The organism is Lactiplantibacillus plantarum (assembly GCF_014131735.1).
Taxonomy (GTDB): Bacteria; Bacillota; Bacilli; order Lactobacillales; family Lactobacillaceae; genus Lactiplantibacillus; species Lactiplantibacillus plantarum.
The window spans coordinates 217119-233282 of sequence record NZ_CP039121.1 but is presented as its reverse complement, the minus strand read 5'-3'; the positions used below and the strand labels follow the sequence as shown (position 1 = coordinate 233282).

11 protein-coding genes are annotated in these 16164 nt (G+C 44.3%); 4 read left to right on the top strand and 7 right to left on the bottom strand.

Going from position 1 to position 16164, the window contains the following annotated elements; all coding sequences use genetic code 11:
- The first annotated feature begins 199 nt into the window (after positions 1-199).
- On the top strand, positions 200-787 hold the full coding sequence (locus E5260_RS00960) for a TetR/AcrR family transcriptional regulator (RefSeq protein WP_024971634.1): 588 nt from the start codon (positions 200-202) through the stop codon (positions 785-787).
- 125 nt (positions 788-912) lie between these two features.
- Here E5260_RS00960 and E5260_RS00955 read toward each other — a convergent pair whose 3' ends face one another.
- Genes E5260_RS00955 through E5260_RS00945 form a run of 3 tightly spaced genes read right to left on the bottom strand, consistent with a single transcriptional unit; the run spans position 913 to position 3762 of the window.
- Complete coding sequence (locus E5260_RS00955) at positions 913-1212, bottom strand: hypothetical protein (protein ID WP_003643553.1); 300 nt, start codon at positions 1210-1212, stop codon at positions 913-915.
- Position 1213: 1 nt separating this feature from the next.
- Positions 1214-2551 carry a vWA domain-containing protein gene (locus E5260_RS00950; protein ID WP_003643042.1) on the bottom strand — a complete coding sequence of 446 codons (1338 nt, stop codon included), beginning with the start codon at positions 2549-2551 and terminating at the stop codon, positions 1214-1216.
- Between the two features lie 17 nt (positions 2552-2568).
- On the bottom strand, positions 2569-3762 hold the full coding sequence (locus E5260_RS00945) for an ATP-binding protein (protein ID WP_003643043.1): 1194 nt from the start codon (positions 3760-3762) through the stop codon (positions 2569-2571).
- 385 nt (positions 3763-4147) lie between these two features.
- On the opposite strand from E5260_RS00945, the gene E5260_RS00940 reads away from it, so the two are divergent.
- Positions 4148-4798 carry an MIP/aquaporin family protein gene (locus tag E5260_RS00940; RefSeq protein ID WP_003643044.1) on the top strand — a complete coding sequence of 217 codons (651 nt, stop codon included), beginning with the start codon at positions 4148-4150 and terminating at the stop codon, positions 4796-4798.
- Positions 4799-5009: 211 nt separating this feature from the next.
- Here the strand turns inward: E5260_RS00940 and E5260_RS00935 are convergent, their stop codons facing one another.
- Positions 5010-6746 (bottom strand): ABC1 kinase family protein, encoded by a 1737-nt coding sequence (locus tag E5260_RS00935; protein WP_024971788.1) that lies wholly within the window; start codon positions 6744-6746, stop codon positions 5010-5012.
- 495 nt (positions 6747-7241) lie between these two features.
- Between E5260_RS00935 and brnQ the strand changes: the two genes are divergently transcribed.
- Positions 7242-8633, top strand: a complete 1392-nt coding sequence (gene brnQ / locus E5260_RS00930) for a branched-chain amino acid transport system II carrier protein (RefSeq protein ID WP_003643047.1) — start codon at positions 7242-7244, stop codon at positions 8631-8633.
- Between the two features lie 143 nt (positions 8634-8776).
- Here the strand turns inward: brnQ and E5260_RS00925 are convergent, their stop codons facing one another.
- Together E5260_RS00925 and E5260_RS00920 are read right to left on the bottom strand one after the other, a co-directional pair.
- Positions 8777-10723 (bottom strand): PTS sugar transporter subunit IIA, encoded by a 1947-nt coding sequence (locus E5260_RS00925; protein WP_003643048.1) that lies wholly within the window; start codon positions 10721-10723, stop codon positions 8777-8779.
- 18 nt (positions 10724-10741) lie between these two features.
- Positions 10742-12793: a beta-galactosidase gene (locus tag E5260_RS00920; protein ID WP_003643049.1), complete on the bottom strand. Its 2052-nt coding sequence runs from the start codon at positions 12791-12793 to the stop codon at positions 10742-10744.
- A gap of 246 nt (positions 12794-13039) precedes the next feature.
- Between E5260_RS00920 and E5260_RS00915 the strand changes: the two genes are divergently transcribed.
- Complete coding sequence (locus E5260_RS00915; RefSeq protein WP_003643050.1) at positions 13040-14050, top strand: LacI family DNA-binding transcriptional regulator; 1011 nt, start codon at positions 13040-13042, stop codon at positions 14048-14050.
- A 94-nt stretch (positions 14051-14144) separates the two neighbouring features.
- On the opposite strand, the gene E5260_RS00910 is transcribed toward E5260_RS00915, so the two are convergent.
- Positions 14145-16103 (bottom strand): alpha-L-rhamnosidase-related protein, encoded by a 1959-nt coding sequence (locus E5260_RS00910; protein WP_003643051.1) that lies wholly within the window; start codon positions 16101-16103, stop codon positions 14145-14147.
- Between the last annotated feature and the right edge of the window lie 61 nt (positions 16104-16164).

The following is a 16164-nucleotide window of genomic DNA, read 5'->3' as shown; positions in this document are numbered from 1 at the left end:
AAATTATGTAATCGATTTAATGTGGAAATCTTTTATCAATTTTAAAGTGCAACACAATCAACTAATTAAAATCGGCTTTAAAAACAGTAAAAGCCCCCTAATCAAATAATTTCAAACGTTAATATTCATTTACCAAACAATGAAGTGTGCTGTGGTATACTTAAAACACTTATTTTTAACCAGAAAGGCGGTTCGAATCATGCCCGCTAAAAAGACATTTCAAGACGATCAAGTTATCGAAAAAATCATGCACTTATTTTGGCAGCAAGGCTATTATCATACTTCCATGGACGAAATCGTAATAACTAGTGGCGTCAAGAAGCAAAGTTTATATAACGCTATCGGGGACAAGCACACACTTTACCTGCGTGCACTCCAGCGCTATCACCAACAAGCTTTAATGCGTTGTACCCAAGCAATGCAACGCTTAGAGCAAGATGGCGCCGCCCCCTTAGCTATCCTGAGTATGCTCTTTAGCCACGATTTAACGACATCCGAACAACCAGCCGGTGACCTAATGGCTAACGCCGTCGCTGAATTTGGCACTACTGATACTGATGTTCAGCAAGCCGTCAGCTGGTTTTACGACGACTACCTGACCCTCATGGCTGCGGTCATCCTCAAAGGTCAAGCTAACGAGCAAATTATCAATAATCAGTCAAGTATGACACTAGCTCAGGCACTGCTAGAAGCCCGCATTGGCCTTCAAACGCGACTCCGTCAAGGCAGTCAGCCAGATATTCAAGCGCAGCAACAAGCCTGGATGGCTTTTCTAGCACGTCGTTGAACCTAAAGCAGTTAATCAGCGCATAAAATAAGCAAGCTTCTCACGAACACTTTGGGAAAAGCTTGCTTTATTTTTTCATCTATATAAGTCACAGTCATACTTTTGGGTCATAACTAGCGATTGACTTATAAATATTTTTGCACTAACCAGTGCTGTGCTGAACTCGTCAATTGACTACCATAATGTTGTCGCAACCGTTGCACACCCGCGTAATGGTCAAATTCAAATTGACTTGTCAGCGTCTCACTAGCTAGCAACGCCTTAGCAAACTGTAAATCGTCAATCGTAATCTGTTGTCGGTAAGCCAAATCTTCATCGGCTATGATTCGTTGCCACTGATCCGTTAAGATGGCACTGGCCCGCTGATAACGACGGTCATGGGTTAACAAGGATTGCATATCATCTGGATTAAGTGGTGTCCCCATATTATTCATCCTCCAAGTTCAAATTAACTACATGACCGATTGCTGGCTCAATCGACAATCGATCTTCAGCCCGCGCTAACAACCAAATCACATTTGTAAAACGGTGTGACTCAACGTGCCGTTCACCACGGCCATCCGTTAAGATCAGCGCCAAGGTCGTCGCATTCGTCTTATGATGTGTTAGTAAATCATCAAAAATACTTTGATAAACGGTTCCACCACCGCCACGGCGCGTAAAGCGAATCTGCTGTGGCAAACTCACCTGATACGTTTGACCAGGCTGTACGATTGCATCAAACGGCTTAACGGTGATGGTTGCTGCAAATAATCGGGTTAAAGTAGCCACCTGTGCCAGTAATCGTTGCAGCATCAGATCACTGATAGAACCTGAATTATCAACATAAACTTGCAAGTCCAAGCGCGTATCGCCAATTTGACCGGGTATTTCCATCCGCGCGGGTTGCCGTCGATTAAAGCGCGCGTGCGAGGCCTTAGTACCGCTCGGAATCTGACCCAGGCCCCGAACTAGTAATTGTCGCCAATCAAGCTGGGCCGGCTGCGTCATTACAGTGAGCTGAGCTCGAACATTGCCGGCCACTAACCCTCGGCCAGCTTCATTTGTTTGCTGCCAAGCATCTTTCGCCAACTGTTTTAAACGGGCAGTTGCCAAATTGGGATTCGTTAACTGTTCAGAGGCTGACCAGCCACTTGGATCATCGATCAACTGTTGCGACTTTTGGTCGCCAGACCCTTTTGCTGGCTGCCGCTGGTCCTTATTTCGCGAAGTGGCGGTGGGCGCGCCATTCGGCTGAAGTTGCGACCGCGACTGCTGCTGTAATAATTTCAAATAACAGCCAGAATCTGCTCGTCGCGGTAGCTGGGCATCGACTAACGGCTGGACAGTCGTTAAACTGACCGCATCTTTAGGCAGACCGTCGACATACTGGTTAACGGCCAGGTCGGTCGCCAACGTCACTAACTCCGGCTGCTGCTTGACCTGATCACGATACCGAACGGGGTGTTGCCAGACAATGTGTAGTGCCACGTGTTTTAACCCCGCTTGTAAGTAAGAAAACTGTGAAAAAGCTCGAGCAATTACTGTTGGCGCATATTGTAAGACCAACTGATTATTCTGCCAAGCTAAGATAAACGGCGCCGTTAACGTCGTATTTAACTGTCTGGGAAGTCGGGTCAACAACTCGCCATAAAATTGATCGGTGGCTAGTAACTCAATAATGGCCCGATCAATCATGGTCGCACCTGCCTGGATCGTGTCTGCTGTTGGCGTCACTAACATCGCTTGTTGCCAACGTGTGTACTCATTGGCATTGTTAATCATGATGACTCACTGCTTTCTTACTGATTTGACCAACTGGCGACCTGTTGTAAATACTGATACAAAGCGGTCACATACGGACTTTGCTTGGCAACATTTGCTGTATATAATTGCTTTAATAAGTCGCGTTCATGGCCGATTTGTTGAACCAATGCAAACTGACCATCTTGACTGAGTGTTTGTAGGAGTTGCATGAACCGACCAGCGTGCTGATCGTCCGTCAACGGATACGTGGTTGTTAGAGCCAAACAGCTTGCCAAAACCGTTCGCTTTTGAATTTCATTCATCGCCGTAAACTGCTTAAGAATCGGTGCCGGCACCACGGCCCCCACTGGTTGACTGTCATAAATCATCGCTGGTGTCAGATGAATGGCTTGTTGTTCCAAGAATTGCTCGAATAAAAGCCCTAGCTCAGTACCCACATCTCCTTGAAAGATATCCAGTGCCACAGCCGTTTGTTGATGCACAGGAAGTTTTTCAATCTCATATAAATTAGCCGAAACACGCGCCCACGCACGTGGCGTCGCTGTTAAATCAGCCTGGACATCAGCCTGATTAAGCCGCGTTACATCTTCACTAATAAACTGCTGGACGAGTGGATGAATGTTTGGTCGGTTCATGCGCTCATCCACTTGTTTGGCCCAAGCAAGCCAGTCTGCCGCATCTGCTCGCATAACTAGACGCACGGTACGATCTTTGATGGCCGCATCGCCAGCAGTAACACCATACGTACTACTTTCGAATCCAGTCATACTAGCATCTGGATTTTCAGCAATGATCAATTGCACCTGTTCTGGCAATTTCAATGTGTTAATCGTCCGTTGCAAGACCAGATTCATCAATTCACTTTGAACAGCCTGCGTCCCACGATTAAATTCGTCTAAAAACCATAAAATTGGCTGCTGAGGATGCTGCTCAGCATACTGAATAATTTCAATCAACGTGTGTGCATAGCCGAATTGTACGTCAGCCAACTGGCCATAGCGCTTCGTTTGAATAAATGAGTCGCTCGTTAGTGGTGGGACTGGGATCGCTAAATCCCCCTTTTCGGACAGGCTCACAACGGTCGTGTATAATTGCGCCCCCATCCGCTTAGCAACCTCGGCTACCAAGGCCGACTTTCCAATCCCGGCTTCACCGACAATGTTCGGTACGTTCCCCGCTTTTAAAACGACCGGAACTGCTGTTAATAGAGCTTGATATGATAACGCCATTAATTAAACCTTCCTTTACTGTTCCACGTGAAACAAATTTAATTCGTTTTCAAAAACATCAGCTTACTTGTCCTAACCATTATAAAACAGAAGCCACCATTATCGACAATTAGCGTTCACAGTCACGTTAGGTCACACACCAATCATACTGACTACTATCAATAGTGACTATGCAAAAATAAAATTTTTATTTATTATAGTTTTAACAATCCACAACTGCCATAAAACGTTTTTATACCAACGTTTTACCAGTGTCTTATCCATTAATATAATTATAAAAATCTTATCAGAAATATTCACAAATCAAACAAATTCCGTCGTTTTCACGAGCAGGTATTGTAAAATAGGTTAAGTTAGCAATTATTCAAAAAGGGAGTGTGCAACTATGCGCAAGTATCTCGCCGAATTTCTCGGCACATTTATGTTAGTTTTCTTAGGGACTGCAACCGTTGTGATTGCTAAGGGTGACGTCCTCGCTATTGGGTTAGCCTTCGGGTTAGCGATTACCGTTTCGGCCTATGCCTTTGGTGGTATTTCTGGTGGTCACTTTAACCCCGCCGTTACGACTGCGATGTTAATCAACCGTCGAATCGATGCCGCCGATGCCATTGGCTATATCATCGCCCAAATCATTGGGGCCATCGTTGCTTCCGCAGCAGTTAAGTCGTTTGTTAGTGCATTAGGCTTATCCGCAACATCGCTTGGTCAAACCGATTTTCCAAAAATCGGCAGTGGTATGGCCTTCTTTGTAGAAGCACTAGTCACATTCTTATTCTTAATGGTTATTCTGAACGTTACTAGTAATGACCATGGTAACGCAGACTTTGCTGGTTTGACCATTGGGGTGACCTTAGCATTCTTGATTATTGTCGCTCTCAACTTAACGGGCGGTTCTTTGAATCCTGCCCGTTCAATCGGCCCCGCTATTTTTGCTGGTGGTAGCGCCTTATCACATCTATGGGTCTACATCTTAGCACCAGAAGTCGGCGCCATCTTAGCCGCATTCTGTGCTCGGGTTATGGGATCAGAAGACTAGTTAGCAATTGACAGTCGTACCATTAACCACGATCAATTTGATACTGAAACATGATTAATAAAACAGCGGTACCGTGATGATTTTATGGCTTGGAATCATCACGGTACCGCTGTTTTTCGTATGCTTATATTTTAGGCAGTCTCAATTAGACGAATCTACGTTGCCAACTTCTCATGACGCATGGCCCTATAGCCTAACCCTACGCCAAGTTTTACTTGCGTCGCCAATGCGTGTACCAGGAATGGAGCGTTCCAATCAATAGGCCAATAATGACGACAACTGCTGAAACATAGCCAAAAATACCAATGTTTGTAATCCAACTATTATCAGGATGGCTTTGAACTAGTAGTGATGATCCAACAATCAGCGCTGCCAGAATAACGGACAGTACAATCTTATTGACCATCGAATCAATCCGATCAATAAACATCTTGCGGTGTGCAAAGACCAAGTTGACCCGCGTCTGACCATTCTCAAACGTATCTAGAGCTGATAATAAGCGTGACGGAATCTTCGGGGCATCACGCAGGCTTTGAAGGCTAGACAACATGCCATCTTCCAGTTCATTGCGCCAATTAAAATTCTCGCGGATGTACTTGCGCGCAAACGGCCGCGCCACGTCCATCATTGATAAGGTTGGGTCGAGCGTCTCCACAATACCTTCGATCGTTCCAAACGCCTTACCTAACATGGTAACCGCTGGATTCATTTGAATATTATTACTGCGACAAACCTTGACCATTTCAAACAACAAGCCTTGAAAATCAATGTCGCCCAGTCCCGAATTATAATACTGACTTAAAAATGGTGCTAACTCACTAAAGAACGCTTCTTCATCAACCACGCCAGTTCGGTTTGAAATCGCTAAGATTGCTTTGCCGACTTGATGGGTATCTTCGGTTGTCACTGCCACGACAACATTAGCAATTCCTGCCATCAAAGCTGGACTGATCTCACCCATCATGCCAAAATCCAGATAAACTAACCGGTATGGTGGTAACTGCCGTTTGCCAATTTTCCCGCCATGCTTGGGAACCGTATCGTGATACCCAATATCATCTGGTTGCAATTCCCGCAATAAGATATTCCCTGGATGAGGATCAGCGTGAAAAAAGCCATCTTCAAAAACCTGCTTCAAGAAATTTTGCACCAAGACATGGGCCAAATAGCGGCGTTCGTCATCATACTGGTGATTTCCGTCTTCATCGGCCGCAAGCATTTGCGCCATAAAATGCTGAATCGTCGTTCCCGGCATATACTGGTTAACAAGCACTTTTTGCGTACTATACTTCGCATAAACCCGGGGTACCCGAATAATATCGTCCGCATTATTCAATCGGTAAAACCGTAATCCATTTTTTACCTCAATACTGGTATCCAATTCATTGAATAGTGACCGTTTGATTTCACCAACCATTTCGCGCAAATCAACAACTGAAGATTCCGGAATATATCGCAATAGGGGTAACGCCCGCTCAAATAATGAAATATCTAGGGCCACCTCGGCGTCAATACCCGGATGCTGCACCTTCACCACGACCTTCTGCCCATTGAGCAGCGTCGCATGGTGCGTCTGGCCCATTGATGCTGATGCAAACGGTCGCTCGTCAAACTGGGCAAACATTTCATTGATTGGCTTCCCTGTCTGCTGCTCGATCGTTTGCTTGACCACACTAAAATCATCGGCCCGGACATTATTTTGCAATTTCTTGAATTCGTTAGCAAATTCTGGCTTAACGATATCTGTACGTGAAGAAAGAATCTGGCCAATTTTAATAAACGTCGGTCCAAGTTCTTCAAACGCCGCGCGCACTTGATCAGGATTTTTCTGACGTGCAAGGTTGCTCAAAACGTTATAGCGCCGCAAGACACTGACAATCGTCCGAAAACGGGTATGGCGGTTCTGATTCACTTGCCATTGGGGCCTTTCCTCATTGTTGTTGGTCATCAGCGGACCCTCCTCACAAATTTCCTTATTACAGCTATTATCCATCTTTATTTAAGAATCCGCACTAGCTAACTAACTTTTTTTGAAAAAAGATTGACAAATACTAATCGCGGTTGTAAATTAGAACCACATTAAAAATCGATTAACAAACACGCCGATGAACAAAGTAAACCTTCTGGAAATGCCTAGAGAGTGTCAGTTTGGTGCAATGACATCATGACCAGATCGTTGAAAATCAGTTCTGAGTGGCAGTGACGAGCTTGATGTTAGTTGCTGTTGGTTGCTCCCATTATTGAGCCGAAGTATCGCAAGTGGCCGGCCACTTGCCGTACTTTTTAAGGTGATTCGTCGTAAGGCAGTCACAAAGCTAAGGTGGTAACACGTGTTCAAACGTCCTGGTTTCTGAGTCTAACTCAGATATCAGGACGTTTTTTGGTTAATCGCAACTTTTATTTAATGATTATTGTCTCAATCAAATAAGGGAGTGCTGTTGATATGTTAAATCGAGTTCAAAAGCGAAACTTAACCAAACGTGATTACGTCACCTTAAGTTCAATGATTTTCGCCTTATTCTTCGGGGCTGGCAACCTCATTTTTCCACTTCACTTGGGTCAGCTAGCGGGCGGTCACTGGGGGATTGCTGCGGCCGGCTTTCTCATCACGGCGGTTTTATTGCCCTTACTATCGGTTTTAGCCGTCTGTGTCACTAAATCTAAGGGCGTTTATGACATTGGTAAACCACTAGGCGCAACCTTTGCCGTTGTCTTCATGGTTCTCATACACTTTACAATTGGCCCCTTCTTTGGAACACCACGGACAGCCACCGTATCATTCACCGTTGGTCTGGCACCGTTTTTCCCAGCAAAGTATCAATCACTCGCATTACTGCTGTTTTCCGCCGCATTTTTCGGACTCGCCTACTACTTGTCCGTTGAACAGAGCAAAATTATGGCTCGGGTCGGCAAATTATTAAATCCATTATTTTTGCTATTATTAGTCGCCATCTTCGCCGTAGCTTTCAGCAGTCCGCTAGCTCATGCCGGTAGCACCAGTGCAACTGCTGCCTATCAGACCGCAGGCTTTACCAATGGTTTCTTGCAAGGCTACAACACGATGGACGCCTTAGCTGGGTTGGCGTTAGGTGTCACTATCGTCACTGCCGTTAATTTCATGGGCCAAACCGACCCGAACAAAGCCGCGTGGGTGACCGCCCGAGCTGGCTTCTTCTCAATGGCCTTTGAAGGCTTGATTTACGTGCTCTTAATCTTGTTAGGCGCGCAATCGTTAGGTCAATTCAAATTATCCGATAACGGCGGGGTCGCCTTTGACCAAATCGTTAACCACTACATGGGTAATGTCGGACAAGCCATTTTAGCCGTGTTGATCATTACCACTTGTTTGACCACCGCTATCGGGCTCGTCGCCGCCTTCGCTCAGGACTTCCATAAGCACTTCGGTTTCTTGAGTTACAAAGCCTGGTTAAGAATCACGTGCCTCGCCTCATTTTTAACTGCTAATGTGGGATTAAATCAGATCATTGCCTGGTCCACCCCCGTCCTGATGTTCCTTTACCCATTAGCCATGGCACTAATCTTCTTATCGATCCTTTCGCCACTCTTCCACAAGTCAAGTGTCGTCTATGTTTGGGTCGTCGTCTTCACCGTCGTCCCCGCCGTCTTTGATATGGTTGCCGCTTTCCCCGCCGTTGTTAGCCAAAGTACTTTCGGCCAAGCAATGGCGCATGTCCAAAGCTTCTTACCACTTGCCAGCAGCGGAATGGATTGGTTAGTCCCTGCGCTAGTTGGTGCCGTCTTTGGCACGGCCCACTACTTGTTGTTACAGCGGGCAAAGGCCAGCACTGGCATGGAAGTACCGATGAAACGCTAACCGGTACCGTACTTGTTAAACAATTTAACGAATGCCAAATAAGCACTGCCCACTATTTTGTGAGCAGTGCTTATTTGATACCTCAAGTCTAACACGAACAATTATCGCAATGAGTCGGCGTTGTCATGACCGACAACTCCAATCTATTTGAATGTTACTTTCATTGCTGATTGACCATGCTGTACTTCTGTTGACCAATCTTCAGTGTGTGCTGTAACGCGACCAGGTTGCGTAAAGAAAGTAACAACCACATCGTCATAACCACTCTGTTTGATCAGATCACGATCAAAGGTCATCAGTAAATCACCAGCGTGTACGACTTGCCCATCTTGATAATAAGTCGTAAAGCCAGCACCACGGAGGTTAACCGTCCCGATTCCCACGTGAATAATTGTTTCAAGACCGTCAGCTGACACGATTCCTAACGTATGTTTAGTTGAGAACGTAAACCGAATCGTCCCATCGAATGGCGCATAGAGGCGACCATCACTTGGCCTGATGGCGAAACCAACTCCCGGTAAGCCTTGTGGCTGTGCGGCACTTTTGACATCCGCTAATGCGAGCGGTTGACCGCTTACTGGTGCTAAGATTTCAGTGGTCAGAATGTCAGATGCAGGCGTTACCGCAACATCCGCTGCTTCCCCTGTTGCCAATTTGGCCTGTAACTCTTCAACAATTTCGGCATGTTTCTTTTCGGTAATGGTTACTTTGAATGTAAAGACTAACAATGACAAGATTGCACATGCTAACGGCAAGTAAAACGCTAAGAGTTCAAACGTATGAATATTACTTGCAGTCATATCGGCGGCCGTTGCACTACCAGTCATACCAGCAACTAAAGCAATGGCACCGACGATACCGTTGGAAAAGGCACCAGTAATTTTGTCGAGCATCGGCCGAACGGCAAGCACCACCGCTTCATTACGATTGCCATTCTTCAATTGACCGTATTCAATGGCATCGGTCATTGATAGGACCGTGACTAATTGGGCAAAGTTAATATTGAAAAGGACTAATCCGATGATCAATAAGGTCAAATTCGTCTGCGCAACAATAAAGATAATATAGGCTAAAATCATTGAGCATTGACCGAGTGCAAAGAGCACTTTCCGTGGAATAAACCGGTTCAAGATTGGATATAGTGGTGACGTCACAAAACCGATCACAGTTGCGACCGCCCCAGCAATCCAAAATTCACCAGGTTTACCAATCACGAATTTAAAAAGATAGAATAGAACCCCGTTGGTTGTCACGTATGCTAATGAATAGAATAAGTAACCCAGACTGACCCACATAATTTGGTCATTCTTGATAATGCCCATAAAGACACCTTTGATCGTCGTCTTTTGTTTGGCTGCTTCCCGAATCGCATTGTGCTTCTCACTGGTTCCAAAGGCGACAAATAGTGCAGAAATGACTGCCACAATACCGACAATAACGGCAAACGCTAGCCAGCCTTGTGGACCTTGGGTATGCTTACCAGTTGCGATAAAGGTAAAGTACGTGGTAATTGGTACAACGACCATTGTCAGGCCGTTCCAACCGATCGTCCCAGTAAAACTGCCAAGAGCCGTGAAAATTCCCCGGGCATGACTATCTTCACTAATCGCTGGAACCATGCCCCAATACGAGACATCTGTTAACGAATAGAAGACATCCAAGATAATAAATAAAATCACAAAAACAATTGCAAATAAAATCCAGTTTACCTTTGCTAATCCAAAGATTCCTGAGAAAATAACGACTAATAAGACCGAACTGATAATACTCCCAATGACTTGCCAAGGCTTAAACTTACCCCAACGTGTTTCCGTATTATCAACAATATTTCCTAAGATTGGATCGACAACGACTTCCGCTAAACGAATCACCACCACCAGTCCTGTGATTAAACCAATCAACCGATTGGCGATAGCTGGTGCAACGCCGCTAAACATCCCACTAGTGACAAAGACAATAAAATAGGTACTCAACGCACCATAGAATGCCGAGTGTCCTAAGTTACCTAATCCAAAGGCAACACCTTCATTAATTTGATGCCATGATAACTTTTTCTTGGTTACTGGTTGTTGTTCAACATTTTGTGCCATTAATTTCACCCCACTTAATTATTTATTCATCATATAGACTTGAACACCATAGCTGGCTAAGTCTTGCTTGCCACTGACCACTTGATTCTCAAAAATCTGCCGTAACGGCACTTCAAGTGTCACCGTCGTTGGTCGATGACTAAAATTGATCACGAAGTAATAGCGCGTCGTCGCATTCTCTCTAACTTGAATACTTACCTTGGCATTCGCTTTGATCACTGGCAAGGCCGGTTTAAGTGCCAAACTTGTGGCAAGCCGTTCATAGAAAGCATCCAAGAAGTCAGTAGCGGTCCGCGCAGCCAAATAATACGCCGCTCCCTGGCCCAATTGATTGACCGTTACAGCCGGCGTTCCAGCATAAAAGTCTTTTTGATACGTGCCGAGGACTTGTGCTGTTGTCGTCTCAACTACATCACAATAATCATTCACTTGATACGCTTGGTGATAAGCAGTCAGTGCATTATGTTGTTGCGGATATAATGTATCAGTTTCCTGAACTTTAATTCCGTAAGTTGCTTCTAAGTCAGCTAACCCATCACCTTGATAGGCTAAGAAGTCATGATCAACGACGCCCGTAATATAGGTGCCGATCAGATGGCCGCCCTGTTGCACATATGCTTTAAGCTTAGTCGCAAACTGGGCGCTCATCATGAAGTGCATCGGATCAATCACCAAATCATAGGCCATCAAATCATCAGTAGTCGCAATAATTTCAACTGGAATATCATGTTTCCAGAAATACTGGTAATGTTCTTGAATCGTGCGCCAATACTTTTTAGTTTCGTTAGCGTAGTTGCGGGCATCATCTAACCCCCACATGTTGTCATAATCAAAAACAATAGCGACTTTAGCTGCAGTTCTGGTCGTTCCATGCGCGGCCTGTAAGCTTTGTAAGTCCTGACCAACTTTTTGAACGTCCTTAAATGCCCGCGTATTTGAGCCACGATGGTTGGCAATGACGGCGCCATGAAACATTTCAGAAGCTCCTAATGATTGATGTAGTTGGAAATACAAAACTGAGTCGGCGCCATGGGCAACCTGTTGCAAGCTCCCCATTTCGTGCATGCCTGGTCGTTTGGCACGATTATATGGGTGCCAATTAACCTGTGACGGTGTACTTTCCATAATCAAGTAGTTATCATGCTTGAGGCTCCGCATCACGTCATTCATCAAAGCAGTTTTCATGGCCAAGTGGGCCGTACTTTCGTAACCATTACTCCAATTAGGATATGAATCCCAACTCACAATATCGACATGCTTCGCAAACTTCTGATAATCTAAATCATAAAAGACGTGTGATTCTGATGGGTTGCCACCCATAAAATTGGCTGTCACAGGGATATTAGGTGTCAGCGCTCGTAACGGTTTAATTCCATTATCAAAAAAGTCAATCGTCCGGTCTGTTACAAAACGATGCCAATCCAGGTTAAGTCCCATTACATTCGTATCACCCAGCGGCGACGGTGCCTGAACCTGATCCCAACTTGTATAATCGTGACTCCAAAAAGCACCACAGTAAGCATGGTTCAAATTGGCTAACGTTTGATACTTTTTTTGAACCCAATGACGGAAGGCTTGCTGGCACAAATCACAGTAACAAGCACCGCCATATTCATTAGAGATATGCCATAGCAGCAAGCTTGGTCGTTGACCGTAACGTTCCGCCAACTTCTGGTTAATCATCTGAACCTTTTCTCGGTAAACTGGCGATGTGTAACAGTGATTATGTCGCTCGCCGAATTGATTTCGCTGTCCGTGTTCATTGACACGTAACACTTCTGGATATTTCTCAGCTAACCAGCGTGGACGAGCCCCGCTTGGCGTCGACAAAATGATCTTAGTCCCTTGGGCTTCGGCACGATCGAAAATTTGATCTAACCAGCTAAAATCATACTGCCCCTCAGCAGGCTCTAACTTGTCCCAAGCAAAGATTCCCAATGTCACCGTATTTAACTTAGCAGCCTTAAACGCTTTAAAATCCTGCTTAATCACCTCGGGTTGGTCAAGCCACTGGTCTGGATTATAATCACCACCATGCAAAAATTCTGTTGTCTTTAATGGATTGGACATTCAAACGCACCCTCACTTCTATCAACTTAATTACGCTTTAACAGCTCTTATGATAAGCGCTTTCATTTGTGAATGTAACCCGTTTTACTAAAATAATTACTAAATATCGGTAAACACTATTTACGTTTTGTTTATATTCATTACTGCTTTTATTAGCGCTAATAAAAGCGTATTATTATAAGTGAAGCTTTTTAACTCTGGTAATCATCTGTTTAGCAACTTGTTTGTCGAAAGGAGTCTTCCACTGTGCCGACTATTCGTGAAATTGCCGCTAAAGCGGGCTATTCACCGGCAACCGTCTCACGGCTGTTGAATAATGATCCGTCATTTTCAATCTCGGATCACGCTCGCAAAAAAATACTACAAACTGCTCAAAACTTGAATTACGAACAACCAAACACCACTCACGGCCTTGCCTATCAGATAGCTACAATCTTCGCTGTCCAACCAAAACAAGAACTTGAAGATATTTATTTCAGTAATTTGCGTCAGAGTCTCGTTGAACACGGAAAACAGGCTAATTTAAAGCTCACCTTTTATCCGGATATCGACCACATTCCCCACGACATCGACGGTGTGATGGCAGTTGGCGAATTCGATTCTGATGCGCTCCATAAATTGCGCCAGCTAACACCCCACAGAATCTTCGTTGATTCCAATCCAGACCCGCATCACTTCAATTCTGTACAGCCTAACCTCCAAGCAATTACCGAACAAGCCATCGATCAATTGATAGCCGCAGGTGATACGCCCATTGGTCTCATTAACGGCGGCTACTGGAATAAAGATCAACAAGTCACCCATCAACAAGATCCGCGCCAAAAATACTTTGAAAGTCGGCTACGCGAGTTACAACTATTTGATTCGCGGTTTCTATTCATTGGTGGTGAATTCTCCGTTGCAAGTGGCTATCGCTTGGGACAACAAGTCGTGCAATCGTTGAGTAAACAAGCATTGCCCAAAGGGTTCTTAGTCGGTTCAGATCCGTTGGCCGTGGGTGTCTTACAGGCTTTCAATGAAAACAAAATCACAGTCCCCACTGATACCGCAATTATTAGTATTAACGATATCGACATTGCGCGCTACGTTTCACCACCATTGACGACTTTCCACATTGACACAGACGACTTAGCCGCACAGGCTATCACAACATTGAAAGATACGATTATTTTTGACCGTTCACAGAAGCGCATGGTATTAGTTGATGCTAAATTAATTTATCGGAAAAGTTTTGTGAAGCCGACGAATAAATCATAGTTTGACACAAATCAAAGACACTTTTGGTATGCACTTGCTTCAACAAGCGCATACCAAAAGTGTCTTCTAAATTAACCCATTAAAATAATGACGGCTACACTGGGACCACCGCAGTTCTATTAGGTTCCAAAGATTGTCTTTGCCCATCCACAATCAATGTCCCACCAGCTCGGCTAGCAGTGACTGATAGTTGGTGTTGATCTTTTACGACAGTCACGGTACCGCCTTTAATGGGTAACACGGTGTGTAAATGATGAAATTCTGATAACTCAGGCTTGATCTCAAAAGTCTGGTATCCTGGAGCCGTGGGCCGTAATCCTACAAAATGACGACCTAATAAATATATCGGACTGGCTCCCCAGGCATGGCACAGGCTCTTACCATAGGGATCACCATACATGGCATACATATCCTTGCCATGCTGCGACGGATCGAATTCTTCCCAGAAGGTCACGGCCCCGCGATCTAACATGCCGCCCCAATAGTCTAATAAAACTTGGTAAACACGGTGTTGTTCCCCCAGCTTACATAAAGCATCTTGTTCAAAAAACTTAAAATACGGCGTGGTAATTTGAGTAATCGCATTATTCAACAAAACATTCTTTAAAATTAATTGTTGTTTGTTCTCATCAACAACGTCAAACAAAATGGCAAAAATATTAGCATGACGAGTAACGTGCCGCTTACCCGATTCATAACTATCAATAAATGCTCCTTGTTCATCATCCCAAAAGTATTTCATTAAGTTCTTAAACAACTGGTCATACTTCGCTTGGTAGCCCGCCACATCTTTGCCTAAGACCTCACCACAAGTCATAATTGTCTTGTAATCTTCAAGTAATAAGATTTGTTCAGCCGCCACGGTACCCTGTTTATCCATTTCTGACCAATCGACAAAGATCCAGTCATTTTTCCGACCATAAATAAAACCATGCTCATTTGTCTGTTGAATAAAGTATTGCACCATACTCTCTAACTTAGGGTAAATAATTTTGAGAAATTCACGGTCACCCGTCATCTGGTAATGATTTAGAACACCAATCACCCACAACATGGAATAGTCGACAATTGTATTCATATGTTGCTTAATATCATCTTGCCCACGCAACGCTAATAACGTCCGTTTATCAATATCTTCGTTGAAGAAAGAATATTGATTGATAAAATTAGCTTGGTACGCGTCACCAGCCCAAATCCACCGATCACGTTTGATCCCATCGATAAAGAACAAGTCACTGCAAAGGTTTAACGTTTCCGTCGCTACATTCCAAATTTGATTGATCAACTTATTATCAGAGGTAAAACTGGAGGGATTATTTTTAGGAATATATTCGTGCATAGCAGTTAATTCAATGTCACCTAACTGACAATGAGGCACAAAGACATATCGAAACGCACGTTTACGAACCTTTGTTGTAGCTGTAACGTCCGACTGCTTGTAATAACACATCTCAACATCCCGTGCTTCAGTTTCGGACTCCCCGTAACATAGTGTAACTGGCCCATTCGTTTTGACTGTGACAGTTCCATTCACAGCGCGACCAAAATCATATAAAACGCCACCATCAACTGCTTGTTGTGCTTTGGCCACTACTTTTTCTGTCCGATATTCAATCACATTAGGATCCTGGTTACGGTCAGTGTAGAGAATATCGTGACCAGCGGGTAATGTGGTGACAAAATTGCTAGCTAGCCAACCACTATCAGATTTGATAATCTCACCAACAATATAAATTGTCGGCAATCCCTGAACGTTACCAACAAACACTTGAATATCAGTCGCACCCGCATCACAATTAATCGCATGATTTAAGCGATATTTAGTGCCATTAACATCAACATAGCCCGTTCCTTTGGCGAGTACTGTAAATTGTGTGGATTCTTTTAAATCATAGTGCCGTTTAAAATTAACATTACGATTGCAATCATCAATATACCAATAGGCAGGCCAACCCATCCCACGTTCTTCGCGTTTAAAATTTTGTAACATCCCTTGGTGGATTTCAAAATCACCAGGATACCATAACCAAACAGCCTCTTTTGACATGAGCATTATCCTCCTTGATTTTAAATAAATAAGCCCGACAATGCCCGGCTTACATTTTTAATTCTTA